Origin of the sequence: Agrococcus sp. TF02-05 (assembly GCF_017565345.1) — a bacterium.
Lineage (GTDB): Bacteria > Actinomycetota > Actinomycetes > Actinomycetales > Microbacteriaceae > Agrococcus > Agrococcus pavilionensis.
This window is the reverse complement of the sequence record NZ_JAGEKO010000004.1, coordinates 60,728-83,823: the sequence shown is the minus strand read 5'-3', so window position 1 is coordinate 83,823 and position 23,096 is coordinate 60,728. Positions and strand designations below refer to the sequence as shown.

Here is a 23,096-nt window from a genome sequence, read left to right as displayed (position 1 = left end):
CCTGATTGCCTGAGCGCCTGCGGGCGCTGAGGCGAGGGCGGACGCCGAGCGACTCGCCCCGGCATCGCCGCCGTGCTGGAACAGGGCGGATGCAGTGGGCTCGGCGAGGCGGGTGCGGCACGATGGTGCCGTGGCCGGCACGCGACTCGTGGGCATCGACCTCGCGCGGCTCGCGGCCGTCGCGGGGATGATGGCGGCGCACACGGTGCTGTGGGACGACCCGGCGCCGGGCGTCGTCGCGCTCGTCGACGGACCGCCCTCGACGCTCTTCGCGGTGCTCGGCGGCGTGAGCGTCGTGCTCGCCGCGCGGCAGCGGCTCGCGGCAGGGGAGCGCCGGGGCGCGATGCGGTCGACCCTCGCGCGGGGCGCGGTCGTCGCCGTGCTCGGCATCGTCATCGCGCCGCTCGCGACCGCGGTCTTCGTCGTGCTCGTGCCCTTCGGCGTCTCGATCGCGCTCGCGGGCCTGCTGCTGGCGCTGCCGTCGTGGGCGCTCGCCGCGCTCGCGGCGGTGCTGTGGGCGGCAGGCGGCTCGCTCGCGGCGATCGCGCGCGACCGCTTGCCCGCCGCGCTCGACGATCCGGCGGGGCCGGGTGACGCGCTGCTCGGCGCTGCGGTCGACGTCGTGCTCACGGGCGTCTACCCGGTCGTGACGTGGCTCGCGTACCTGCTCGTCGGGATGCTCCTCGCTCGCGCGCTGCTCGCGGCCCGTGCGCGCGGCCGGGAGCGGCGGGCGCTCGCCACCGCCGGCGTGGCCGGTGCGGCGCTCATCGCCGCGGCCGTCGCGGCGAGCGAGCTCGGCGTGCGGCTCGTCGCCGAGGCGGTGCTCGAGCAGCCCGCCGAGGCGATGCGCGACTCGATCCTCATGAACGCCTATGGCGCCGCGCAGGGCACCGAGCCCGCGTGGCAGCTCGTCGCCGCGCCGCACTCGGGCACGCCCACCGACATGGCGCGCACGGTCGGCATCGGGCTCGTCGCGATCGCCCTCCTCGGGCTGCTCGCCGCGTCGCTGCCGCCGCGCGCGCTGCGCGTGCTCGAGCCGCTCCGCGCGGCGGGCGCGGCGCCGCTCACGATCTACGTCGTGCACGTCGTGCTGCTCTCGACGCTCGCGCTCGCCGCCCCTGAGCTCTCGACGGGGTGGGGAGCGTGGGCCGCGCAGCTCGCCGTCGCGATCGCGATCGGGGCGATCCTCGTCGCCTCGCGCGCCCGCGGGCCGCTCGAGCGGCTCGTCGGCGCGGCTGCGACGCGCGCCGCGGGCCCGCGCGAGCCGACCGCGCCCGCCCGGGCCGAGTGAGCGCATCCGCCCCTTGACACGCCATCCGCGTCGTCGTACATTGCCAGATGGTTATAGAACTGGGTGGTGATGAAGATGCGAGCGCAGCGACTCGACGACGAGCAGCTCGACCGCATCTTCGCCGCGCTCTCCGACCGCACGCGCCGCCGCATCCTGCTGCGGCTGCGGTCGGGGCCCGCGACCGTCACCGAGCTCACCGCGCTCGCCGGGCTCAGCCAGCCGGCCGTCTCGAAGCACTGCAAGGTGCTCGAGGAGGCCGGCCTCGTCCGGCCCGAGCGCGACGCGCAGCGCATCCACCGCATCATCGAGCTCGCGCCGCTCATCCGCGCTGCCGTCTTCGTCTCGCAGTTCGAGGTCCAGGTCGACGCCCGACTCGACCGCCTCGAGGCGCACCTCCAGTCGGGAACCGATGAGGAGAGACCATGAAGACCCGATTCACGATGCCCGACGACACGTCGATCGCCTACGAGCGCGACTTCCGCGCCCCGGCCGCCGAGGTCTGGCGGGCCTACACCGATCCCGAGGTCGTCCGCACGTGGCTCCTCGGCCCCGACCCCGACACCGAGTTCCCCGTGTGCGAGATGGACATGCGCACCGGCGGCTCGTTCCGCTGGGTGTGGGTCGACGCCGAGGGCGAGCTCGAGATCGCCGGCGAGGTGCTCGAGGCCGACGAGCCCCGCCGGCTCGTCTCGACCGAGCGGATGGGCGGCTCGGCGATGGGCGGCATGGACCTGCCGCCGACGCACAACGTCGTCACCTTCGCGGAGGCCGACGGCGTGACGACGATGCGGACCGTGATCACGTACGCGTCGAAGGAGCACCGCGACGGCGCCTACGCGAGCGGCATGGCCTATGGGATCGAGGCGGGCTTCGACCGCCTCGACCCGTACTTCGCGAGCCTCGCGGCGCGCTGACGGCGGGCTGCGGGCGGCGCCGGCGAGAGCCGGTCGCCGCCCGCTCTCGCGCGCCGCGAGCATCACGATCCGGTCACGGAAGCGGCACCGGTTTGACATGCGCGCACGCCTCTTGCATGCTCGAACCTGAAACCTGAACCACCTGTCAGGTTTGGAACCGTGAAGCCGCACGAGGGAGTGCTGTCTCGCCAGTCGAGCAGCGCCCTGACGGGGCTCGCACCGCTCGAAAGGCAACTCATGCGCAGGACAACGAAGTTCGCCGGCGTGGGCGTCGCCCTCGCCGCGCTCGCGCTCACGGCGTGCGCGCCGACCGCGTCGACCACCTCGCCCTCCACCGCCGGCTCCGAGGGCGCGGAGGAGACCGTCGCCGTCAACGTCGGCATGATCACCTCGATCACCGGCCCGCTCGCGGCGTACGGCGCCGCCTACCAGCAGGGCTTCGAGGCGGGCCTCGACTACGCGACCGACGGCACCGGCGAGATCGACGGCGTCGAGCTCACGATCGAGTGGGTCGACGACCAGGGCAACCCCGACACGGCCGTCACGCAGGCCAAGGACCTCATCGGCCAGGGCTTCCAAGTGCTCGGCGGTTCGGCCGCCTCGGGCGTCGCCCTCGCGGTCGCCGAGCAGGCGGCGCAGAACGACGTGCTCTTCCTCTCGGGCCCGGCCGCCGCCGACGCCATCACGGGCATCAACGAGCAGACGTTCCGCTCGGGCCGCCAGACGCTGCAGGACGTCGCGACTGCCGCGACCTTCCTCGACAGCGTCGAGGGCTCGAACATCGTCGTCTTCGCGCAGGACAACGCGTTCGGCCAGGGCAACGTCGCCTCGGTCGAGGCCGTGCTCGGCGCGGAGGGCGCGAACGTCACGCCCATCCTCGTCGCCGAGGACGCGACGGAGTTCACCCCATTCGCGCAGCAGATCTCGGCGGCCTCGCCCGACCTCGTCTTCGTGGCGTGGGCCGGCGCGACGACCGGTGCGATGTGGGAGGCGCTCGCGCAGCAGCAGGTGCTCGCCTCGACGACCGTCGTCACGGGCCTCGCCGACCGCGCCTCGTACCAGGCCTACGGCCCGGGCTCGGGCGACATCCAGTTCCTCAACCACTACTTCCCGCAGGCGACCGACACCGAGGCGGCGCAGGCGATGGATGCGTTCCTCGAGGCCGAGGGCCAGGAGGCCGACCTCTTCACCGTCGACGGCTTCGTGGGCGCGCAGATGCTCGTGCACGCGATCGCCGAGGGCAAGGGCGACACCGCCGCGATGATCGAGGCGCTCGAGGGCTGGACCTTCGAGTCGGTCAAGGGCGAGCTCACCATCCGCGCCGAGGACCACGCGCTCATCCAGCCGATGTTCCAGGTGCGGCTCGTCGACGAGGCCGGCACGTGGGTGCCGGAGCTCATCGAGGTCGCCGACGCCGAGGCCGTCGCGCCGCCGGTCGCGGGCGAGTGAGGGTGACGCACTGATGTTCGACCGACCCGCGCTCCAGCTGGACGCCGTCGGCCTGCAGATCGGCGGCGCGCGCATCCTGCACGACGTCACGATGCAGGTCGGCACCGGCGAGATGGTCGGGGTCATCGGCCCCAACGGCGCTGGCAAGACCACGCTGTTCAACATCATCTCGGGCGTCATGATCCCCACGAGCGGCACCGTCCGCCTCGCAGGGAACGACGTCACCGGTCACAAGGTGCACCAGCGGGCGCGGGTCGGTCTCGGCCGCACGTTCCAGACCTCGAGCGTCTTCGCCGGCCTCACGGCGGGCGAGAACGTGCGCCTCGCGGCGCAGTCGAAGCTCGGGGGAGCGACGAGCCCCTGGAGGTTCCCCCGCGAGGGCGACGAGGCGGCGGGCGTCGCCCGGCGCTGCCTCGAGGAGGTGGGCCTCGTCCACCACATCGGCACGAAGGCAGGCGTCCTCTCGCACGGCGACAAGCGCAAGCTCGAGATCGCGATGCTCATCGCGACCGAGCCGGAGGTCGTGCTGCTCGACGAGCCCATGGCCGGCGTCGGCTCCGGCGACGTCGCGGGCCTCGTCGAGGTCATCCGCCGCCTCCACGCCTCGGGCCGCACCGTGCTCATGGTCGAGCACCACATGGAGGTGCTGCTCGGCCTCGTCGACCGCGTCGCGGTCATGCACCACGGCGAGCTGCTCGCGATCGACACGCCCAAGGCCGTCATGGCCAACCCGCAAGTTCAGCAGGCCTACCTCGGGGAGACCGTGTGACCGCCATCCTGACCGTCCGCGGCCTCGACGCGCGGATCGCCGGCCAGCAGGTCGTCGAGGGCGCCTCCTTCGAGGTCGCCGAGCACGGCGTCACCGCGCTGCTCGGCCGCAACGGCGTCGGCAAGTCGTCGACGATCAAGGCGCTGCTCGGCCTCTACGAGCGCTCGGGGGAGGTGACGTTCGCCGGCGAGCGCATCGACCGGCTCATGACGCACCGCATCGTGCAGCGCGGCATCGCCTACGTGCCCGAGGACCGCGAGGTCTTCGGCGGCCTCACGGTCGAGGAGAACCTGCGGCTCGCCGAGCGCGGCGGCGCCCCGAACCGCGGCATCGTCGCCGAGCTCTTCCCCGAGCTCATCGAGCGCGCGAAGCAGCAGGCCGGCACCCTCTCGGGCGGCCAGCAGCAGATGGTCTCGCTCTCGCGCGCGCTCATGAACGACAACCGGCTGCTGCTCGTCGACGAGCCGACGAAGGGCCTCGCGCCCCTCATCGTCGGCACCGTCACGAAGGCCCTCGAGGCCGCGGCCGAGCGCACGCCCATGCTGCTCGTCGAGCAGAACCTGCAGGTCGTGCGCGCGCTCGCGCACACGGTCATCGTCCTCTCCGGCGGCCGCGTGGTCCACACGGGCCCGGCCGCCGACTTCCTCGACTCCGACCTCGTGCACCGGCACCTCGGCGTCTCGACCGACGAGGAGGCAGCGTGAGCACCGTCCTGCTCCTGCTCATCACCGGCATCGGCCTCGGCGCCCTCTACTTCCTCGTCGCGAGCGGCCTCTCGCTCATCTACGGCCTCATGGGCGTGCTGAACTTCGCGCACGGCTCCTTCCTCACCCTCGCCGGCTTCCTCGGCTGGGAGGTCGGGCGTCGCATCGGCGACGGCAGCTGGGCGGGCCTCCTGACGGGCATGCTCGTCGGCCTCGTCGTCGGCGCGGTCGTCGCGGCGCTCACCGAGCTGATCTTCATCCGGCCGCTCTACAACCGCCACATCGAGCAGGTGCTCGTCACGGTCGGGCTCGGCCTCGCCTCCGTCGCGCTCTTCGAGGGCATCTGGGGCACCGACCCCATCCAGATCCGCCTGCCCGAGTGGCTCGGCGGCACGACGGACGTGCTCGGCGCCAACATCCCGAACGACCGCTGGCTGCTCATCGCCACGGCGGTCGTCGTGCTCGGCCTCATCGTGCTCTTCCTGCAGAGGACGAGCTACGGCCTCGTCATCCGCGCGGGCGTCGAGAACCGCACGATGGTGACCGCGCTCGGCATCGACGTGCGCCGCGCGTTCACGATCGTCTTCGCGATCGGCGGTGCCGCGGCCGGCCTCGGCGGCGTGCTCGCCTCGGTGTACTACGGCCAGGTCGGCGCGCACCAGGGCACGAGCCTGCTCATCTACGCGTTCATCGTCACCGTCATCGGCGGCCTCGGCTCCCTCACGGGCGCGGCCATCGCATCCGTGCTCGTCGCCGTCATCCAGCAGTTCGCGAACTTCTACCTCGGCGGCACCGGCGACCTCGCCATCGTGCTCGCGCTCGCCGCGGTGCTGCTCGTCCGACCGACCGGCCTCATGGGCAAGGTCAAGCACTAGGAGATGAGCGTGCGCACCTTCTTCACCTCCGTCTGGGGCAAGCTCGTCGTCGGGGCCGTCATCGTCGGCGTCGCCGCGATGCTGCCGCTGCTCGCGATCGACATCCCGGGCATCCTCCCGGGCCCGACCTACACGCCCGGCACCCTCACGGTGCTCGCCTACGCGATGCTCATCGCCGCGCTCGCCCTCAGCTACCACCTCATCTTCGGCGTCGCGGGGCTGCTCTCGTTCGGCCACGCGATGTTCTTCGCCGCCGGCGCCTACGGGCTCGGGATCATCCTCAAGCTGCTCGCGCCGAGCGGCATGCCGGCCGAGGCGGTCTTCCTCGTCGCGATCGTGCTCACGCTCGTCATCGCGCTCGTGCTCGGCAACCTCGTCGGGGCGCTCGCGCTGCGCGTCTCCGGGATCTCGTTCGCGATGGTGACGCTCGCGGTCGCCCAGGCGATGAACGTCATGATCCGCCGCAACGTCGGCGGCCTCACGGGCGGCGAGGAGGGCGTGCGGCTGCCGGTCGACGTCGTGCCCGACGTCCTCGTCGGCGTCGTGAACACGCGCAACCTCTACTGGCTCGCGCTCGCGATCCTCGTGCTCGTCTACCTCGCGTGCGTGTGGATCGAGCGCTCGCGGCTGGGTCACGTCGTCGCGGCGGCGCGCGAGAACGAGCTGCGCGTGACGGTGCTGGGCCTGCGCCCCTACTTCGTGCGGCTCTTCCTCTTCGCGGGCGCCGCGGTGCTCGCCGCGGTCGCCGGCATCGGCTTCATGCTGCTGCAGTCGAGCGCGACGCCGCGCATCTCGACGAGCGACTTCACGCTCACGCTGCTCGTCATCGTCGTGCTCGGCGGCGTCGGCTACCGCTGGGGCGCGATCGTCGGCGGCATCGTGTACACGCTCCTCGACCAGCGCCTCGCGGCGCTCGCCTCGGCCGACTGGATCCAGGGGCTGCCCGACGTGCTGCGCATCCCGCTCTCGGAGCCGCTGTTCATCCTCGGCATGCTCTTCGTGCTCGTCGTGATGTTCGCGCCCGGCGGCATCGTCGGGCTCGCGCACCGCGTGACGCAGCGCCGCGGCAGCAAGCGCGACGTCGCGGAGCCCAAGGCGCTCCAGGACATGGAAGCCTAGGACGATGGCACCCGATGCGCTGACGCTCGGCCGCTGGACCACCGACCGCGCCGCGATCGACCCGGCCCGGCCGGCGATCGTCGACCGCGGCGTCGCGGTCTCGTACGGCGAGCTCGAGGCGCGCGCGACCGCGCTCGCGCACGCGCTCGGTGAGGCGGGCCACGGCCGCGGTGCGCGTATCGCGACCGTGACGGGGTCGACCGCCGACCAGGTCGTGCTGCTGTTCGCGTGCGCGAAGGCGGGCGCGATGCTCGTGCCGCTCTCGTGGCGGCTCACGGCGGGCGAGCTCGCCGAGCAGCTGCGCATCGCCGACCCCTCGCTCCTGCTCGTCGAGGACGACCACCGGCCCGTCGCCGAGGCGGCGCTCGAGCGCCTGACCGGGCACCGCATCCCCACGACGGCGCTCGGCGCCGCGGGCGTCGAGACGGCGGTGCCGGATGCGTCGGTGCACCTCGGGCACGGAGCCCCGGTCGACGACGACGGCCTGCTCATGCTCTTCACCTCCGGCACGACGAGCGCCCCGAAGGCGGTCGTGCTGAGCCACGCGAACTGCGCGTGGAGCAACCTCTCGCTCTCGCGCGCGACGCCCATGACCCCCGACGACGTCGTGCTGCAGGTGCTGCCGCAGCACCACGTCGCGGGCTGGAACATCCAGCCGCTGCTCGCGTGGTGGGTGGGGGCGCGCGTCGTGCTCGAGCGCACCTTCGACGCCGGCCGCGCGCTCGCGCTCATCGAGCGGCACCGCGTGACCGCAACCATGGGCGTGCCGACGACCTACCGCGCGCTCGTGCAGCACCCCGACTTCCTCGCGCGCGACCTCTCGAGCCTCACGACCACGATCGTCGGCGGCGGCATGCTCGACCCGCGCACGACCGAGCTGCTGCGCCGCCAGGGCGTGCCCGTGCGGCAGGGCTACGGGCTCACCGAGGCGGCGCCCAACGTGTCGCTCGCGCGCGACGAGAGCGACGACGGCACCGCCGGCCGCCCCTACCCCCACGTCGACGTCGCGCTGCTCGTCGACGGCCGCGTACACCACGCCCCCGGTCGCGGGGAGCTGCTCGTGCGCGGACCCGCCGTGTTCCAGGGCTACTTCCGCGACCCCGAGGCGACCGCCGACGCGCGCTTCGGGTCGTGGCTGCGCACCGGCGACCTCGTCGAGCGCGACGCGGCCGGACGCATCCGGGTCGTCGACCGCATGAAGGACATCGTGCGCTCGGGCGCCGAGTCGATCGCGCCCATCGAGGTCGAGCTCGCGCTGCTGGAGCACCCCGCGGTCGCCGAGGCGGCCGTCGCCGGTGTGCCGAGCGAGCGCTGGGGCGAGGAGGTCGTCGCGTGGCTCGTGCTGGGCGGCGAGGCGACCGAGGCCGAGCTGCGCGCGCACCTCGACGGCCGCATCGCCGACTTCAAGCACCCGAAGCGCTTCGTCGTCGTCGACGGCATCCCGCGCACGAGCACGGGCAAGCCGCTCCGCCGCGCGCTCACCGCTTCGCTCGAGCAGCAGGGAGCGGCGTCGTGAACCAGCCGAGGACGAAGCGCGGCGAGCAGACGAAGGCGAAGCTGCTCGCGGCGGCCGAGGGCGTCTTCGCCGAGCAGGGCTACCAGGCCGCGTCGATCGCGCGCATCACCGAGCGCGCGAGCGTCGCACAGGGCACCTTCTACCTGTACTTCGAGTCGAAGCTCGACCTCTTCGAGCAGCTCGTCGACGACCTCAACCGGCGCGTGCGCAAGGCGATGAGCGACGGCGCCGCGCGCGGCTCGAACCGCGCCGAGGCCGAGCGCGAGGGCTTCCGCGAGTTCTTCGCGTTCACGGCCGAGCACCCCGCGCTCTACCGCGTCGTGCGGGAGGCGGAGTTCGTCTCGCCCGGCGCGATGCGCGCGCACTACGAGCGCATCGTCGAGGGCTACCGCGAGGGCCTCGAGCGCGCCCGCGCCGCCGGCGAGATCGGCGACGTCGACCCCGAGGTCGCCGCGTGGGCGCTCATGGGCGTCGGCGAGATGATCGGGATGCGCTACGTGCTGTGGCCGACGGGCGACGACGGCGCCTACGGCACCGGCGCGACGCCCGTGCCCGACGATGTGTTCGACGAGATGGTGGCCTTCGTGCAGCGCGCGCTCGGCACCGCCCCGTCGAGGATGACCGCTGCCGCCACCGCGGCTCGAACCCAGGAGGACTCATGAGCACGCTCTCCGGCCGCAGGGCCGTCATCACGGGCGGCGCCGCGGGCATCGGCGCCGCGATCGCCCGCTCGTTCGCCGCGGAGGGCGCGCACGTGGTCATCGCCGACCGCGACGCGGCCGCCGCCTCGGCGCTCGCGAGCGAGCTCGGCGGCGAGTCGTGGGAGGTCGACCTCCTCGACGTCGGCTCGCTCGAGTCGCTCTCGCTCGAGGCCGACATCCTCGTGAACAACGCGGGCATCCAGCGCGTCGCGCCCATCCACGAGTACGAGCCGGAGATGTGGCGCCGCATCCACACGCTCATGCTCGAGGCGCCGTTCCTGCTCATCCGCGCGGCGCTCCCGGGGATGTACGAGCGCGGCTTCGGCCGCATCCTCAACCTCTCGAGCGTGCACGGCATCCGCGCATCCGCCTTCAAGTCCGCCTACGTCGCCGCGAAGCACGGGCTCGAGGGGCTCTCGAAGGTCACGGCGCTCGAGGGGGCCCCGCACGGCGTCACCTCGAACTGCATCAACCCCGGCTACGTGCGCACCGCGCTCGTCGAGGCGCAGATCGCCGACCAGGCGAAGACGCACGGCATCCCCGAGTCCGATGTGCTCGAGAAGGTCATGCTCACCGAGGCCGCCGTCAAGCGGCTCGTCGAGCCCGAGGAGGTCGCGTCGCTCGCGACCTGGCTCGCGGGGCCGCACGCGGGCATGGTCACGGGCACCTCGTACGTCATGGATGGCGGCTGGAGCGCCCGGTGACGACCGCGACGGATGCCCCCACCTCGGCAGAGCGGCCGCTGCGCGTCGCCGTCGACGGCGGCGAGCTCGCCGCGACCGTGTGGCGGGCGGATGCGCCGGGCACGCCCGTCGTCGCCATCCACGGGATCACGGCGAACCACCGCTCCTTCTCGCCGCTCGCCGAGCGCCTGAGCGCGCCCGTGCTCGCCGTCGACCTGCGCGGTCGCGGCGGCTCGCGTGCGCTGCCCGCGCCCTTCGGCATGGTGCAGCACGCCGACGACGTCGCCGCGGCGATGCGCGCGGCGGGATTCTCGCGCGCCGTCGTCGTCGGCCACTCGATGGGCGCCTACGTCGCCACCCGGCTCGCGAGCGCGCACCCCGAGCTCGTCGCCTCGCTCGTGCTCGTCGACGGCGGACTGCCGCTGCGCCCCGCGCCCGAGGGCTCGGACCTCAGCCCCGAGGACGTGCTGGGGCCGGCGATCGAGCGGCTGCGGATGACGTTCCCCGACACCGCCGCCTACCGCGATTTCTGGCGGCAGCACCCGGCCTTCGGGCCCTATTGGAGCCCGGCGATCGAGGAGTACGTCGACTACGACCTCGTGCCCGACCAGCGGGAGGAGTCGGAGGGCTCCGCGCTCCGCCCCTCGGCGAACCCCGACGCGGTGGTCGCGAACCTCGTCGAGCTCGACGGGCGCGGCGGCTACACCGAGGCGCTCGAGGCGCTCGAGGTGCCGATCGCGCTGCTGCGGAGCCCGCGCGGCCTGTTCGACGAGTCGCCGGGCCTCTACGATGACGAGTGGCTCGCGACATGGCGGTCGCGGCTGCCCGGACTCGAGGTCGACGACGTCGAGGACACCAATCACTACACGATCCTGATGGGCTCGGGCGTCGACGCGGTCGCGGCCGTCGTCGCGCGCCTGCAGGCAGCGGGGCAGGGATCCCGCACGGAAGGGGCACGCTGATGGCGATCGACAAGACCTACGGCTCGGCGGCGGAGGCTGTCGCCGACATCCGGGACGGGGCGACCCTCGCGGTCGGCGGCTTCGGCCTCTCCGGCAACCCGATGGCGCTCATCGGCGCGATCGAGGAGCGGGGCGTCAAGCACCTCAAGGTGGTCTCGAACAACTGCGGCGTCGACGACTGGGGCCTCGGGCTGCTGCTCCGCAACGGCCAGATCGACAAGATGACCTCCTCCTACGTCGGCGAGAACAAGGAGTTCGAGCGCCGCTACCTCACCGGCGAGCTCGAGCTCGAGCTCACGCCGCAGGGCACGCTCGCCGAGAAGCTCCGCGCGGGCGGCTCCGGCATCGCGGCGTTCTACACCCGCACGGGCGTCGGCACGCAGGTGCAGGAGGGTGGACTCCCGCAGCTGTACAACCCCGACGGCACGGTCGCCAAGGCATCCGCCCCCAAGCCGACCGCGACGTTCGACGTGAACGGCGAGCCGAAGGAGTTCGTGCTCGAGGAGGCCATCACGACCGACTTCTCGCTCGTGCACGCGCTCCGCGGCGACCGGCACGGCAACCTCGTCTTCAACAAGGCCGCCCGCCAGTTCTCGCCGCCCGCGGCGATGGCGGGGCGCATCTGCATCGCGCAGGTGGAGGAGCTCGTCGAGCCGGGCGAGATCGATCCGGATGCGGTGCACCTGCCGGGTGTGTTCGTGCACCGCATCGTCGAGGTGGGCACCGACATCGAGAAGCGCATCGAGCGCCGCACGGTGCGCGAAGACTGACGCGCGAGAGGACTGAGGAGACCAGCCATGGCACTGACCCGCAACGAGATGGCCGCTCGCGCAGCGAAGGAGCTCGAGGACGGCATGTACGTCAACCTCGGCATCGGGCTGCCGACGCTCGTGCCGAACTACGTGCCCGACGACGTGACCGTCGTGCTGCAGAGCGAGAACGGCATCCTGGGCGTCGGCCCGTACCCGACCGAGGACCAGGTCGACCCCGACCTCATCAACGCCGGCAAGGAGACCGTGACGACGCTGCCGGGCACGTCGTTCTTCGACTCGGCGACGTCGTTCGCGATGATCCGCGGCGGCAAGATCGACGCCGCGATCCTCGGCGCGATGCAGGTGTCGGCCTCGGGCGACATCGCCAACTGGATGATCCCCGGCAAGATGGTAAAAGGCCCCGGCGGCGCGATGGACCTCGTGCACGGCGCGGCGAAGGTCATCGTGCTCATGGAGCACACCGCGAAGGACGGCTCCGCGAAGATCCTGAACGCGTGCTCGCTGCCGCTCACGGGCAAGGGCGTCGTCGACCGCATCATCACCGACCTCGCCGTGCTCGACGTCACGCCGGAGGGGCTGCGGCTCGTCGAGCTCGCCCCCGGCGTGACGCTCGAGGAGCTGCGCGAGAAGACCGAGCCGGAGATCCTCGCGTGACGACGATCCTCGCGGGGATCGAGCAGTCGAGCGTCCGCACGGAGCGGCTCACCGCATCCGTCCTCCGCCGCGACGTCGCAGGCGCCGAGGGCCGGCGACCCGTCGTGCTCATCCACGGCAACGTGTCGTCGTCGCTCTTCTTCCAGCCGCTCATGCTCGCGCTGCCGCGGCCGTCGATCGCGATCGACCTGCGCGGCTACGGCGACAGCGAGACGCTGCCGGTCGACGCGACGCGGGGCCTCCGCGACTTCGCCGACGACGTCGCCTCGGTCCTCGATGCGCTCGGCCTCGCCGACGCGCACCTGCTCGGCTGGTCGATGGGCGGCGGCGTCGTCATGCAGCTCATGCTCGATAGGCCCGACCTCATCCGCTCGGTGACGCTCATGGCGCCCGTGCCGCCGCACGGCTTCGGCACGCGGCTCGACGGCTCGCTCTGCACGCCGGATGCGGCGGGCACGGGCGGCGGGGGAGCGAACCCCGACTTCATCGCGCGGCTCGCGGCGGGCGACGCGAGCGACGAGGCGCCGACGAGCCCGCGGAGCGTCTTCCGCTCGAGCTACGTCGCGCCGGGCTTCAGCGACGAGCACGAGGACCTCTGGGTCGAGTCGATGCTCTCGACGAAGACGGGGCCCGACAACCAGCCGGGCGACGGGGCGCCGTCGGAGTCGTGGCCGGGCTTCGCGCCAGGCACGCGCGGCATCCTCAACACGATGTCGGCCGCCCACCTCGACCTCACCGGCATCGTGGGGGTCGAGCGGAAGCCCGCGATCCTCTGGGTGCGGGGCGCGCATGATGCGATCGTCTCGGACGAGTCGTTCTTCGACTTCAACACGCTCGGCAAGCATGGCGTCGTGCCCGGCTGGCCCGGCGAGGAGGCGGCACCGCCGCAGCCGATGGTGTCGCAGACGCGGCGGGTGCTCGACGAGTACGCCGCCGCGGGCGGCGCCTACGAGGAGATCGTGTTCGAGACTGCGGGCCACTCGCCCCACATCGAGGAGCCGGAGCGCTTCCGCGAGGCCTTCTTGCGCCACATCGAGGCGAACGACGGCCCCTCCGCCGGCTGAGTCGCCTCCCGCCGGCTGAGCCGCTGCGCGCCGCAGGCGCACAGCGTGTCGAAGCCCGCCGCGCACGACGAAGGCCCCGCATCCGTCACCCGGATGCGGGGCCTCGATCGCTCGCTCGGCTACTCGGTCGCGGTGAGCGAGTCGACGTACTCCTGGTTCTCCGAGATCCAGGTCGCGACGACCTCGGGGTAGTCGCTCTGCGACGCGTCGCTGTTGAACATCGCGTTCTCGAGCGAGAAGAGCAGCTCCGAGTCCATCTCGAAGGCCTGCAGCCACGCGGTCAGCTGCGGGAAGTCCTCCTCGAAGCCCGTGCGGGCGATCGAGTGGATCCCCTCGGCGTCGCCGAGCGTGCCCTCCGGATCCTCGAGGTCGCGGATGGGGAACTCGTCGTAGGCCCAGTGGGGGCGCCACAGCGTCACGACGATGTTCTCGCCGGCGTCGATCGCGCCGCTCAGCTCGGCGAGCATCGCGGGCGTCGACGACGTCACGAACTCCATGCCCTCGAGGCCGTAGGTCGGGATAACGCTGTCCTGCGTCGCGCCCGTGAGGCCCGCGCCCGGCTCGATGCCGACGATGCGGTTGCCGAACGCGTCCGCGTTGTCGGCGAGCTCCTCGATCGACGTGATGGGCGCATCCTCGTTGACCGCGAGGGTCAGCACGGCGTCCTCGTTCCACGCGCCGAGGTCGACGAGGTCGTCGCCGAACTCGGTCATGTAGTCGGCGTGCGTCATCGGCAGCCAGCCGTCGAGCGTGACGTCGTAGTCGCCGCCCGCGACGCCCGCGAAGACGGGGCCGGCGTCGGCGTACTCGAGCTCGACGTCGTAGCCCTGCTCCTCGAGGATCGCCTCCCACAGGTAGGAGACGGCCTCGCCCTCGGGCCAGCCGTTGAAGACGCCGATGGTCAGGTCGGTCTGGTCGCTCGTCGACGCGGCGTCGCCCTCGGGCGCCTCCGCCTCGGAGCCGCTCGATGAGCAGCCGGCCAGGGCCAGCGCTCCGACGGCAGCGACGGCCGTCGCGCGGATGAATCGCTTGTGCATGCTGTGTCCTCTCTCGTTCCGTATCTTCCGTCCGTCGGCGGCCGCCGGAGCGGCCGCCGAAGTCTCAGCGGCCGCTGCCGGCCGGTGCCGTCTCGACGCTCGCCACCGCGGCGACGTCGTGCGGCGAGGGCGCGCTCGCCGCGGCGGCCGCGGCGCTCCGCCGCCGCGAGCGCAGCTTCGCGACGGGGCTGTGCGCCTGCAGGCTGCCGAGCGCGTTCGTCACGCGGTCGAGCACGATCGCGAGGATCACGACCGAGAGCCCGGCCTCGAAGCCGAAGCCCACGTCGATGCGCTGCAGCGCCTGCACGATGTCCTGCCCGAGCCCGCCCGCGCCGACCATCCCGGCGATGACGACCATCGAGAGCGACAGCATGATGATCTGGTTGACGCCCGTCATGATCGTCGGGAGCGCGAGCGGCAGCTGGATCTGCCGCAGGATGCGGCCGGGGGAGGCGCCGAAGGCGGCGCCCGCCTCGACGATCTCGCGGTTGACGCCACGGATGCCGAGCTCGGTCAAGCGCACGCCGGGCGCCATCGCGAACGCGATCGTCGCGATGATGCCGGGCACGACGCCGATGCCGAACAGGAGGATCGCCGGGATGAGGTAGACGAACGCGGGCATGGTCTGGAGGAAGTCGAGCACCGGGCGCACGATCGCCGACACGGTGTCGGAGCGCGCCGCCCAGATCCCGAGCGGGATCGCGAGCAGGAGCGCGAGCAGCGCCGCGACGACCGTGAGCGCGAGCGTCGCCATCGCGTTGTCCCACTGGTCGACGAGCGCGATCACGACGAGCCCGAGCACCGTGCCGAGGCCCATCCGCACGCCGCGCACGAGGAGCGCGACCAGGGCGAGCACCACGATCATGACGATCGCGGGCGGCTCGGTGAAGGCCATCTCGACGACGTCGAAGATGCCGCCGACGATCGAGCGGATGACGTCGAAGAGCACGGCGAGGTTGTCGGTGATCCAGTCGACGCCGGTCTCGACCCAGTCGCCGAGCGGCAGGCGGATGTCATCGAGCATCGGAGACCTCCTGGGAGTCGAAGCGAGCGGTCGCGGCGTCGAGCGTCTGCGCGACGATCGCGGGGTCGAGCGCCGGCGGCAGGTCGACGATCGCCATCTCTGAGGTCTCGGTCGGCACGTTGCCGAGCGCGGCGAGCAGCATCACGCGGGGGATGACGCCGAGCAGGCGATCGCCGCCGTCGACGACCGCGATCGGCAGGCCGCTCGTGACGGCGAGCTCGGGCAGCTCGGCGAGGCTCGTGTCGGGCGAGACGCGGTGCACGTCGGCGTCGACGAGCGGGCGCAGCTCGCGGTGCCCGCGCTGCACGGCGCGCAGCACGTCGCGGTCGCGCACGGCGCCGAGCACGGTGCGGCCGGGGCCCGTGACGAGCAGCGTCGAGCTCTGCACGTCGCGCATCGCGCGCAGCGCGCCGCGCGGTCCGACGGTGACGGGCACGGATGCGGCGGGCGGCTCCATCACGCTCGCCGCGGTGAGCACGCGGGTGCGGTCGACGTCCTGCACGAACTGCGCGACGTAGTCGTTCGCGGGGTCGGTGAGGATCTCCTCGGGGCTGCCGATCTGCACGATGCGGCCGTCGCGCATGACGGCGATGCGGTCGCCGAGGAACATCGCCTCGTTGAGGTCGTGGGTGATGAAGACGATCGTCTTGCCGAGCTCGGCCTGCAGCTCGACGAGCTGCTCCTGCATCTCGCGGCGGATGAGCGGGTCGAGCGCGCTGAACGCCTCGTCCATGAGCAGCACGGGCGTGTCGGCGCACAGCGCGCGGGCGATGCCGACGCGCTGCTGCATGCCGCCGGAGAGCTCGCTCGGGAACCGCTCCTCCCAGCCGGAGAGTCCGACCTTGCCGACGACGTCGCGGGCGAGCTCGAGCCGGCGCTCTCGGTCGACGCCCTGGATCTCGAGCCCGTAGGCGACGTTGTCGAGCACCGTGCGGTGGGGCAGGAGCGCGAAGTGCTGGAACACCATCGACACCTGCGAGCGACGCACGGCGCGCAGCCGCTTCGCGTCGATGCCCGTGACGCGCTCGCCGTCGATCTCGACGATGCCATGCGTCGCGTCGAGCAGGCCGTTGAGCATCCGGATGAGCGTCGACTTGCCTGAGCCGGAGAGGCCCATCACGACGAAGATCTCGCCGCGCCGCACCTCGAAGGAGGCGTCGATGACGGCGGCGGTGCCGAGCTTGGCGACGTCCTCTCGGGAGGCGCCGGCGGCGAGGCGGTCGGCGGCCTCGAGGGCGCGGCGGCCGAACACCTTCGTGAGGTGCTCGACGCGCACGGCGATGTCGTCGGCGCCACGGGTCTCATCGGCACCCCCGGGGCGCGCGATCACTTGCGGTTCGGTCACGGTCACTCCTGCCACGCCGCGAGGGCGTTCAGTCGAGGACGGGTGCCACCGCGCCGGCGGTGTGTCGTCTGCCGTCCATCGACGACGGAGGTCGTCTGCGAAGCGGCACCATACGCTCGTCGACAGCTGGGGGAGCCGACGGTCGCGTCCAATGCGAAGGCGGCCTGCCGTGGCCACCGCCAGTCGACGTTACCCGAGCCCAGAACGAGAGGTACGGGACGCCTCCGTCGTATTCCGCGGAATCACGCGGATCGCGACGGATCCTCACCGCGGAAACGTGATGGTTTCGTTATAGCCAGGCTCCGCCGAGCTACTGCCACCACGGCCGCTCGCGCTGCGCCGCGCGCCGGGCGGCTTCGAGCTCGGCGAGCTCCTCGTGCCGCTCGCCGATCTCGTGCACGGCCGACACGCAGCGCTTGACGAGCGCCTCGAGGTCGTCGAGCTCGTGGCGCTTCGCGGCGCCGATCACGATCGCCGCGCACGCCTCGGCGTCGCCACCGGCGTCGTGGTGGCGGAAGTCGTCGAAGCCCGCGGCGAGTGCCGCGACCGGCAGCCGGTACGACTCGAGCGCGAACGTCTTGCGGGCGATGCGCAGCGAGTCGGTCCAGCGCATGTCGGGCACCGGCAGCCGCGCGGCCTTCGCCGCCGCGCGCATGACGCCCTTGTCGAAGCCGGCGTTGTGCGCGACGTAGATGTCGTCGCCGCCGAACTCGAGGATGAGCCGCTGGGCCTCCGCCCAATCGGGCGCATCCAGCACCTGGTGGGCGTAGATGCCGTGGATGCGCGTGTTCCACTCCCAGAACTCGTCATGCGGGAAGGACGGCCGGATGAGCGTCGAGAAGCGCTCGACGATGAGCCCGTCCCGCACCTTCACGAGGCCGACCGCGCACGCGGAGGCGGCGCTGCCGTTGGCGGTCTCGAAGTCGATTGCCGTGAAGTCGAGCGCCATGTGACCAGTCTCCCAGTCGGCGCCCACACCGCTGGGCGACCCACGGCATCCGCCCCGGTCTGCCAGCATGGATGCGTGACCAACCCGACGCTCGACGCCCTGCACGACATCGACGCGACCGATCACGCCGGCGCGTGGGCGATCGTGCGCGAGGCTGAGCTCGTCGTGCCCGCGGTCGTCGAGAACCCGCGCGACCCGGGCTCTGGCCGGTTCCTCGTCGTGCCGCACGGCGAGCTGCAGCTCGTCGTCGCGTTCACGTCGACGAAGCGCATCGGCGGCTTCGTCACGAAGACGCGCCGCCACCTGAAGCTCACCGGGGCCGAGCTCGCGGCGGCGATCCCCGAGGGGCACGCCATCGTGCTCGACCCCGGCCACGACGACGGGCGCGTGTTCCTGCCCGACGTGCTCGACGCGGACGCCGACGCGGCCTCCTAGGCCAGCCGCTCCTCGATCGCCGCGCGGAGGCGCTCGAGGTCGGCGCCATCCTCCAAGCGCGCCCACCGGTCGAGCTGCGCGACGACCCACCGCCAGTGCTCGCGCTGCAGCAGGATCGCCAGCATCCGATCGGCCGGAGGCCAGCCGAGCGCGTCGTGCTCGTCGGCGAAGGCGGCGGATGCGCGCCAGCCGGCATCGCGCACGCACGCGCTCGTGGTCACCGAGCCGATGTCGAGATCCACCACATCGGTGGATGCGCTGTTGTCGGCGCACGCGTCGACGAGCTGCCAGTCGCGCACAGGCAGCTCGATCTGCACGTACTCCATCGGCGGCGGTCCCGATCGCTCAGGTGCACTCGCCGGTGCGCTCGATGCGGTCGACGGCGTTCGAGACGCCCTCGAGCGCGGTCACCGCGCTCACGACGTTCGTGTCGATGACGACCTCGGTCGCGGGGGAGCGGCCGTAGCTGACGAACGTCCAGACGTTCTCCTCCTGCGCGACCTCGAGCCAGTCGACGGGGCCGACCTGGATGCAGCGGTTCGCCGACGGCGCGGGCTCCGGCATGCCGCAGCGCAGCGTCACCGCGCTCGGGTCGCCCCACGCGGCCGTCGCCTGCGACGTCGTGTCGCGGCGCTCGAGCGGCTCGGGGAGGCTCGCGTCGCCGAGCTGCTCGGGGAGCGAGACGGAGACGCGCGCGCACCCGGGGTCGGATGCGTCGTCGGCGGCCGGGAGCGTCACCGCGCGAGCGCAGCCGGTTAGCGCGAGGAGCGCAGCGGCAGCGGCAGCGAGGGGGAGGAGGCGCACGCCTCGAGCCTACCGAGGGGCCTGCGGGTGCTGCCCGGCGCGGCTCCGCTGACGCGGGACCCCTCCCACCCAGCGGGACCCGGCGCACCGGGTCCCGCGCGGTCGAAGGGGTCCCGGACGGAGCCCATCGGCCTTCCCGGCTAGCGTTGCCGGCATGGACGACGTGACCCTGGCCGACGTCGGCGAGCTCGAGGCGCTCCGCCGCTTCCTGCCGCTGCTCCCGTCGGGCGACGCGACGATCGTCGGCCCGGGCGACGACGCGGCGGTCGTGCGGGCGCCCGACGGCCGCTTCGTCGTCACGACCGACACGATGCTCGAGGGCGCCGACCTGCGGCTCGACTGGTCGAGCTGGCACGACCTCGGCTGGAAGGCCGCCGCCTCCAACCTCGCCGACATCGCCGCGATGGGGGCCGTGCCCACCTCGCTCGTCGTGGCGCTCGCGGTGCCCCGCGCGACGCTCGTGCGCGACCTCGAGCGCTTCGCCGAAGGCCTCGCCGACGGCATCGCCGCGATGGCGCCCGGCTGCGGCGTGGTCGGCGGCGACCTCGGCACCGCCGAGCGCGTCACGATCGCAGTGACGGCGTTCGGCGACCTGCGGGGCGCGGATGCGGTGCTCCGCTCGGGCGCGCGGGCGGGCGACCGCGTCTGCGCCGTCGGCACCCTCGGCATGTCGGCGACTGGGCTCGGCCGCCTGCTCGCCGCGAGCGCCGAGGCCGGCGGCACGCTCGAGCCCGGCGCCGCCGAGCGACTCGCCGCCGACGATGCGACCGTGCGCATCCACCTCGCCCCGACCGCGCCCGTCGCGGCGGGGCCCGCGCTCGCGGCGATGGGCGCGACCGCGCTGCTCGACGTCTCCGACGGCCTCGCGCTCGATGCCGCTCGCGTGGCCCGCGCATCCGCCGCCCGCATCGCGATCGACGGCGCCGCCGTCGACGCGCTCGCGGCCCGGCTCGGCATCGCGCGCGACGCGGTGCTCCACGGCGGCGAGGACCACGCGCTGCTCGTGACGCTCCCGCCGAGCATCGACCTCCCGACCGAGGTCGCCGGCGCGCCGCTCACCGAGCTCGGCGTCGTCGAGGCGGGCGAGGGCGTCACGCTCGACGGCGCGCCGCTCGAGCCGCGCGGCTGGGACCCCTACCGCGCCTGAGGCGGCAGGCGCGGGTCAGCCGTCCACCGTCGTCCCCGCGGTCGCGAGGTAGTGCAGCGTCGTGTCGCCGTAGTCGCGCGCCCGCTCGAGCACGAGGTCGCCCGGCAGGTCGAGGGCGCCCGAGCGCTTCGACTGCTCGACGACGACGACCGCGGGGTGCGACAGCAGCGGCGCGAGCGTCGCGAGCACGAAGCCGATCTCGGCGGGCGGCAGGTCGTAGGGCGGGTCGATGAAGACGAGGTCGAACTGCCGCCCTGAGCGCTGCAGGAACTGCGCGACCGACACCGGCTCGACGACCGCGCGCACCGCGCCCGCCTTCGCGACGGCCGCGGCGTTGCGCTCGGCGACCTTCGCCGCCGAGCGGTCGCGCTCGACGAGCACGACGGCCTCCGCGCCGCGGCTCGCGGCCTCGAGGCCGAGCGCGCCCGAGCCGGCGTAGAGGTCGAGCACGTTCGCGCCGTCGCACAGCCCGCGCGCGTCGAGCGCGCTGAAGATCGCCTCGCGCACGCGCTCCGACGTCGGCCGCGTGCCCCGCAGCGGCACGTGCAGCCGCACGCCGCCCGCGAGCCCTCCGATGATGCGCGTCACGGACACATCCTGACGCATGGGAACTGAGTGGGGATGCGCCAGGGCGCGTGGGCGGGAGCGCCTACCCTGGGCGAGTGGTGTCGAAGGCAGCCGGCGGAGCGCTCCCCGAGGGGCTCGAGCGCCCGCTCGAGCGGCTGCTCGGGAAGGCGCAAGCGGGGAAGCTGCATCGCGCGTTCGGGCTCGAGACGGTCGGCGACCTGCTGTGGCACCTGCCGCGCCGCTACGCGAAGCGCGGCGAGCTCACCGAGCTGCGGAGCCTCGTGCCGGGCGAGCACGTCACGGTCGTCGCGAAGGTCCGCAGCGTCGAGACGCGCGACCTGCAGCGCGACGCGCGCGGCCGGCCACGGAGCCTCACGAGCATCACGATCACCGACGGCTCGAGCGAGCTCGAGCTCGCCTTCTTCAACCAGGCGTGGCGGAAGGCCGAGCTGCACCAGGGCGTCACCGCGCTCTTCTCGGGCGTCGTCGGCGACTACAAGGGCAAGCGGCAGCTGACCCACCCCGACTACGAGCTCTTCGACGAGGAGGCGGGCGTCGACGCCGAGCGGTGGGCGCAGCAGCCCGTGCCGATCTACCCGGCGACGCAATCGCTCGCGACGACGAAGATCCAGGCGATGGTCGCGCAGGCGCTCGACTCGCTCGACGTCGTGCGCGACCCCGTGCCGGCGGAGGTGCGCGCCGAGCACGGCCTCATGTCGCTGCTCGAGGCGCTCCGCATGGCGCACCAGCCCGAGACCGAGCGCGACGCCTACCGCGCCCGGCACTCGCTCGCGTGGCAGGAGGCGTTCCTGCTGCAGACCTACCTGCTCGCCACCCGTGACTGGTTCGACACCCTGCCCACCCAGCCGAGGCATCCGGGTGCCCTGCTCGAGCGCTTCGACGCGGGCCTGCCGTGGCAGCTGACCGATGACCAGCGCGCGGCGGGCGACGCGATCGCCGCCGACCTCGCGAGCGGCACCGCGATGCACCGGCTCGTGCAGGGCGAGGTGGGCTCGGGCAAGACCGTCGTCGCGACCCGCGCGATGCTCACGGTCGCCGAGTCGGGCGGCCAAGCGGCGCTCCTCGCGCCCACCGAGGTGCTCGCGGTGCAGCACCTCCGCTCGATCGTGCGCTCGCTCGGGCCCGAGCTCGCCGCCGAGCTGCAGCCGACGCTCCTCACCGGTCAGATGCCGGCCGCCGATCGCAAGCGCGCGGCGCTCGCGATCGCGGCCGGCTCCGCGCGCATCGTCGTCGGCACGCACGCGCTGCTGAGCGAGCGGACGACCTTCGCCGAGCTCGCGCTCGTCGTCATCGACGAGCAGCACCGGTTCGGCGTCGCCCAGCGCGAGGCGCTGCGCGCGAAGGGCATCCACCCGCACACGCTCGTGCTCACTGCGACGCCGATCCCGCGCACGATCGCGATGACGGCGTTCGGCGACCTCGACGTCTCGACGATCCGCTCGCTGCCGGCGGGCCGCAGCCCCATCAAGACGTTCGTCGTCGACCCCGTCGAGCGCCCGGGCCACTTCGCGCGCGTCTGGGAGCGCATGCGCGAGGAGCTCGACGCGGGCCGCCAGGCGTTCGTCGTGTGCCCCGCGATCTCGCCGGGCAAGCTCGAGGGCATCGACCGGAGCGACGACGAGGCGGATGCGTCGGCGGGCGCGCGGCCGCTGCCTCCCGTCGACGACGTGGTGACGACCCTCGATCGGCTGCGGAAGCATCCGGCGCTGCGCGGCAAGGAGCTCTCGCAGCTCACCGGCGCCGACACGACCGAGCAGAAGGACGCCGTCATGCGCGCGTTCCGCGACCGCGAGATCGACGTGCTCGTCGCGACGACCGTCATCGAGGTCGGGGTCGACGTGCCGAACGCGACGATGATGGTCGTCCTCTCCGCCGATCGCTTCGGCGTCTCGCAGCTGCACCAGCTGCGCGGCCGCGTCGGCCGCGGCGAGCACGCCGCCGTGTGCATGCTCGTCTCCTCCGTCGACCCCGAGAGCACGGCGCGCGAGCGGCTCGACGCGGTCGCCTCGACGCTCGACGGCTTCGAGCTCGCCGAGGTCGACCTCGAGCAGCGCGGCGAGGGCGACGTGCTGGGCGCCGCGCAGTCCGGCGGGCGGAGCGGCCTCAAGGTGCTGCGGGTCGCGCGCGATGTCGGCATCATCGAGGCGGCTCGCGACGCCGCGCGCGCGGTGCTCGACGCCGATCCGAAGCTGCTCGCGAACCCGGCCCTGCGGCTCGCGGTCGACCGGCGGCTCGACCCCGATGCGCGAGCGGCGCTCGTGACGGCGTGACCTCCGCTCCCTGAGCCGGTCCG

Annotated in this window: 25 protein-coding genes; 18 read left to right on the top strand and 7 right to left on the bottom strand. The window is 73.1% G+C overall.

Going from position 1 to position 23,096, the window contains the following annotated elements; genetic code table 11:
• Window positions 1-130 precede the first annotated feature (130 nt).
• The 15 genes from JQT67_RS04285 (at window position 131) to JQT67_RS04215 (ending at window position 13,474) form a co-directional block, all read left to right on the top strand.
• Complete coding sequence (locus JQT67_RS04285) at window positions 131-1,291, top strand: heparan-alpha-glucosaminide N-acetyltransferase domain-containing protein (RefSeq protein ID WP_208063665.1); 1,161 nt, start codon at window positions 131-133, stop codon at window positions 1,289-1,291.
• A 69-nt stretch (window positions 1,292-1,360) separates the two neighbouring features.
• On the top strand, window positions 1,361-1,717 hold the full coding sequence (locus JQT67_RS04280) for a helix-turn-helix transcriptional regulator (protein ID WP_208063953.1): 357 nt from the start codon (window positions 1,361-1,363) through the stop codon (window positions 1,715-1,717).
• Complete coding sequence (locus JQT67_RS04275) at window positions 1,714-2,205, top strand: SRPBCC domain-containing protein (protein ID WP_208063664.1); 492 nt, start codon at window positions 1,714-1,716, stop codon at window positions 2,203-2,205. The genes JQT67_RS04280 and JQT67_RS04275 overlap by 4 nt, the downstream gene beginning before the upstream one ends.
• A 237-nt stretch (window positions 2,206-2,442) precedes the next feature.
• Window positions 2,443-3,654: a substrate-binding domain-containing protein gene (locus JQT67_RS04270; RefSeq protein ID WP_208063663.1), complete on the top strand. Its 1,212-nt coding sequence runs from the start codon at window positions 2,443-2,445 to the stop codon at window positions 3,652-3,654.
• A gap of 13 nt (window positions 3,655-3,667) precedes the next feature.
• A complete protein-coding gene (locus JQT67_RS04265) occupies window positions 3,668-4,423 on the top strand; it encodes an ABC transporter ATP-binding protein (protein ID WP_208063662.1) in 756 nt (251 codons plus the stop codon).
• Window positions 4,420-5,127: an ABC transporter ATP-binding protein gene (locus JQT67_RS04260; protein ID WP_026373955.1), complete on the top strand. Its 708-nt coding sequence runs from the start codon at window positions 4,420-4,422 to the stop codon at window positions 5,125-5,127. Before JQT67_RS04265 ends, JQT67_RS04260 begins: the two co-directional genes overlap by 4 nt.
• Entirely contained in the window at window positions 5,124-6,002 is an 879-nt protein-coding gene (locus JQT67_RS04255) for a branched-chain amino acid ABC transporter permease (RefSeq protein ID WP_026373956.1), read from the top strand. Before JQT67_RS04260 ends, JQT67_RS04255 begins: the two co-directional genes overlap by 4 nt.
• A gap of 9 nt (window positions 6,003-6,011) precedes the next feature.
• Window positions 6,012-7,121, top strand: coding sequence for a branched-chain amino acid ABC transporter permease (locus tag JQT67_RS04250; protein WP_307864208.1), 1,110 nt, complete (start codon window positions 6,012-6,014; stop codon window positions 7,119-7,121).
• A gap of 4 nt (window positions 7,122-7,125) precedes the next feature.
• A complete protein-coding gene (locus JQT67_RS04245) occupies window positions 7,126-8,637 on the top strand; it encodes a class I adenylate-forming enzyme family protein (protein WP_208063660.1) in 1,512 nt (503 codons plus the stop codon).
• Window positions 8,634-9,299, top strand: coding sequence for a TetR/AcrR family transcriptional regulator (locus JQT67_RS04240; RefSeq protein WP_208063659.1), 666 nt, complete (start codon window positions 8,634-8,636; stop codon window positions 9,297-9,299). Before JQT67_RS04245 ends, JQT67_RS04240 begins: the two co-directional genes overlap by 4 nt.
• Window positions 9,296-10,042: a 3-hydroxybutyrate dehydrogenase gene (locus JQT67_RS04235; RefSeq protein WP_208063658.1), complete on the top strand. Its 747-nt coding sequence runs from the start codon at window positions 9,296-9,298 to the stop codon at window positions 10,040-10,042. The genes JQT67_RS04240 and JQT67_RS04235 overlap by 4 nt, the downstream gene beginning before the upstream one ends.
• Complete coding sequence (locus tag JQT67_RS04230; RefSeq protein ID WP_307864207.1) at window positions 10,039-10,983, top strand: alpha/beta fold hydrolase; 945 nt, start codon at window positions 10,039-10,041, stop codon at window positions 10,981-10,983. The genes JQT67_RS04235 and JQT67_RS04230 overlap by 4 nt, the downstream gene beginning before the upstream one ends.
• A complete protein-coding gene (locus tag JQT67_RS04225; RefSeq protein ID WP_208063657.1) occupies window positions 10,983-11,753 on the top strand; it encodes a CoA transferase subunit A in 771 nt (256 codons plus the stop codon). Before JQT67_RS04230 ends, JQT67_RS04225 begins: the two co-directional genes overlap by 1 nt.
• Window positions 11,754-11,780: 27 nt before the next feature.
• Window positions 11,781-12,410, top strand: a complete 630-nt coding sequence (locus tag JQT67_RS04220) for a CoA transferase subunit B (RefSeq protein WP_208063656.1) — start codon at window positions 11,781-11,783, stop codon at window positions 12,408-12,410.
• Window positions 12,407-13,474, top strand: a complete 1,068-nt coding sequence (locus tag JQT67_RS04215; protein ID WP_208063655.1) for an alpha/beta hydrolase — start codon at window positions 12,407-12,409, stop codon at window positions 13,472-13,474. The genes JQT67_RS04220 and JQT67_RS04215 overlap by 4 nt, the downstream gene beginning before the upstream one ends.
• A 119-nt stretch (window positions 13,475-13,593) precedes the next feature.
• On the opposite strand, the gene JQT67_RS04210 is transcribed toward JQT67_RS04215, so the two are convergent.
• The 4 genes from JQT67_RS04210 to JQT67_RS04195 all read right to left on the bottom strand — a co-directional run bounded on the left by JQT67_RS04210 (window position 13,594) and on the right by JQT67_RS04195 (window position 17,829).
• A complete protein-coding gene (locus JQT67_RS04210; RefSeq protein ID WP_208063654.1) occupies window positions 13,594-14,511 on the bottom strand; it encodes a glycine betaine ABC transporter substrate-binding protein in 918 nt (305 codons plus the stop codon).
• A gap of 64 nt (window positions 14,512-14,575) precedes the next feature.
• Window positions 14,576-15,535, bottom strand: a complete 960-nt coding sequence (locus JQT67_RS04205) for a proline/glycine betaine ABC transporter permease (RefSeq protein ID WP_208063653.1) — start codon at window positions 15,533-15,535, stop codon at window positions 14,576-14,578.
• Complete coding sequence (locus JQT67_RS04200; protein WP_208063951.1) at window positions 15,525-16,811, bottom strand: glycine betaine/L-proline ABC transporter ATP-binding protein; 1,287 nt, start codon at window positions 16,809-16,811, stop codon at window positions 15,525-15,527. Before JQT67_RS04200 ends, JQT67_RS04205 begins: the two co-directional genes overlap by 11 nt.
• Window positions 16,812-17,190: 379 nt before the next feature.
• On the bottom strand, window positions 17,191-17,829 hold the full coding sequence (locus tag JQT67_RS04195; RefSeq protein WP_208063652.1) for a 3'-5' exonuclease: 639 nt from the start codon (window positions 17,827-17,829) through the stop codon (window positions 17,191-17,193).
• A 75-nt stretch (window positions 17,830-17,904) separates the two neighbouring features.
• Here JQT67_RS04195 and JQT67_RS04190 point away from each other — a divergent pair, with 75 nt between their 5' ends.
• Window positions 17,905-18,264 (top strand): SseB family protein, encoded by a 360-nt coding sequence (locus JQT67_RS04190; RefSeq protein WP_208063651.1) that lies wholly within the window; start codon window positions 17,905-17,907, stop codon window positions 18,262-18,264.
• Here JQT67_RS04190 and JQT67_RS04185 read toward each other — a convergent pair.
• A complete protein-coding gene (locus JQT67_RS04185; RefSeq protein ID WP_208063650.1) occupies window positions 18,261-18,590 on the bottom strand; it encodes a hypothetical protein in 330 nt (109 codons plus the stop codon). The two genes, JQT67_RS04190 and JQT67_RS04185, sit on opposite strands and share 4 nt — an antisense overlap.
• Window positions 18,591-18,609: 19 nt before the next feature.
• Window positions 18,610-19,068 carry a DUF3515 family protein gene (locus JQT67_RS04180; RefSeq protein ID WP_208063649.1) on the bottom strand — a complete coding sequence of 153 codons (459 nt, stop codon included), beginning with the start codon at window positions 19,066-19,068 and terminating at the stop codon, window positions 18,610-18,612.
• 154 nt (window positions 19,069-19,222) lie between these two features.
• Here JQT67_RS04180 and thiL point away from each other — a divergent pair, with 154 nt between their 5' ends.
• Entirely contained in the window at window positions 19,223-20,215 is a 993-nt protein-coding gene (gene thiL, locus JQT67_RS04175; protein WP_208063648.1) for a thiamine-phosphate kinase, read from the top strand.
• Between the two features lie 15 nt (window positions 20,216-20,230).
• Here thiL and rsmD read toward each other — a convergent pair whose 3' ends face one another.
• Window positions 20,231-20,821, bottom strand: a complete 591-nt coding sequence (gene rsmD, locus JQT67_RS04170; protein WP_208063647.1) for a 16S rRNA (guanine(966)-N(2))-methyltransferase RsmD — start codon at window positions 20,819-20,821, stop codon at window positions 20,231-20,233.
• A gap of 56 nt (window positions 20,822-20,877) precedes the next feature.
• On the opposite strand from rsmD, the gene JQT67_RS04165 reads away from it, so the two are divergent.
• Window positions 20,878-23,073, top strand: a complete 2,196-nt coding sequence (locus JQT67_RS04165) for an ATP-dependent DNA helicase RecG (RefSeq protein WP_307864206.1) — start codon at window positions 20,878-20,880, stop codon at window positions 23,071-23,073.
• Window positions 23,074-23,096 lie beyond the last annotated feature (23 nt).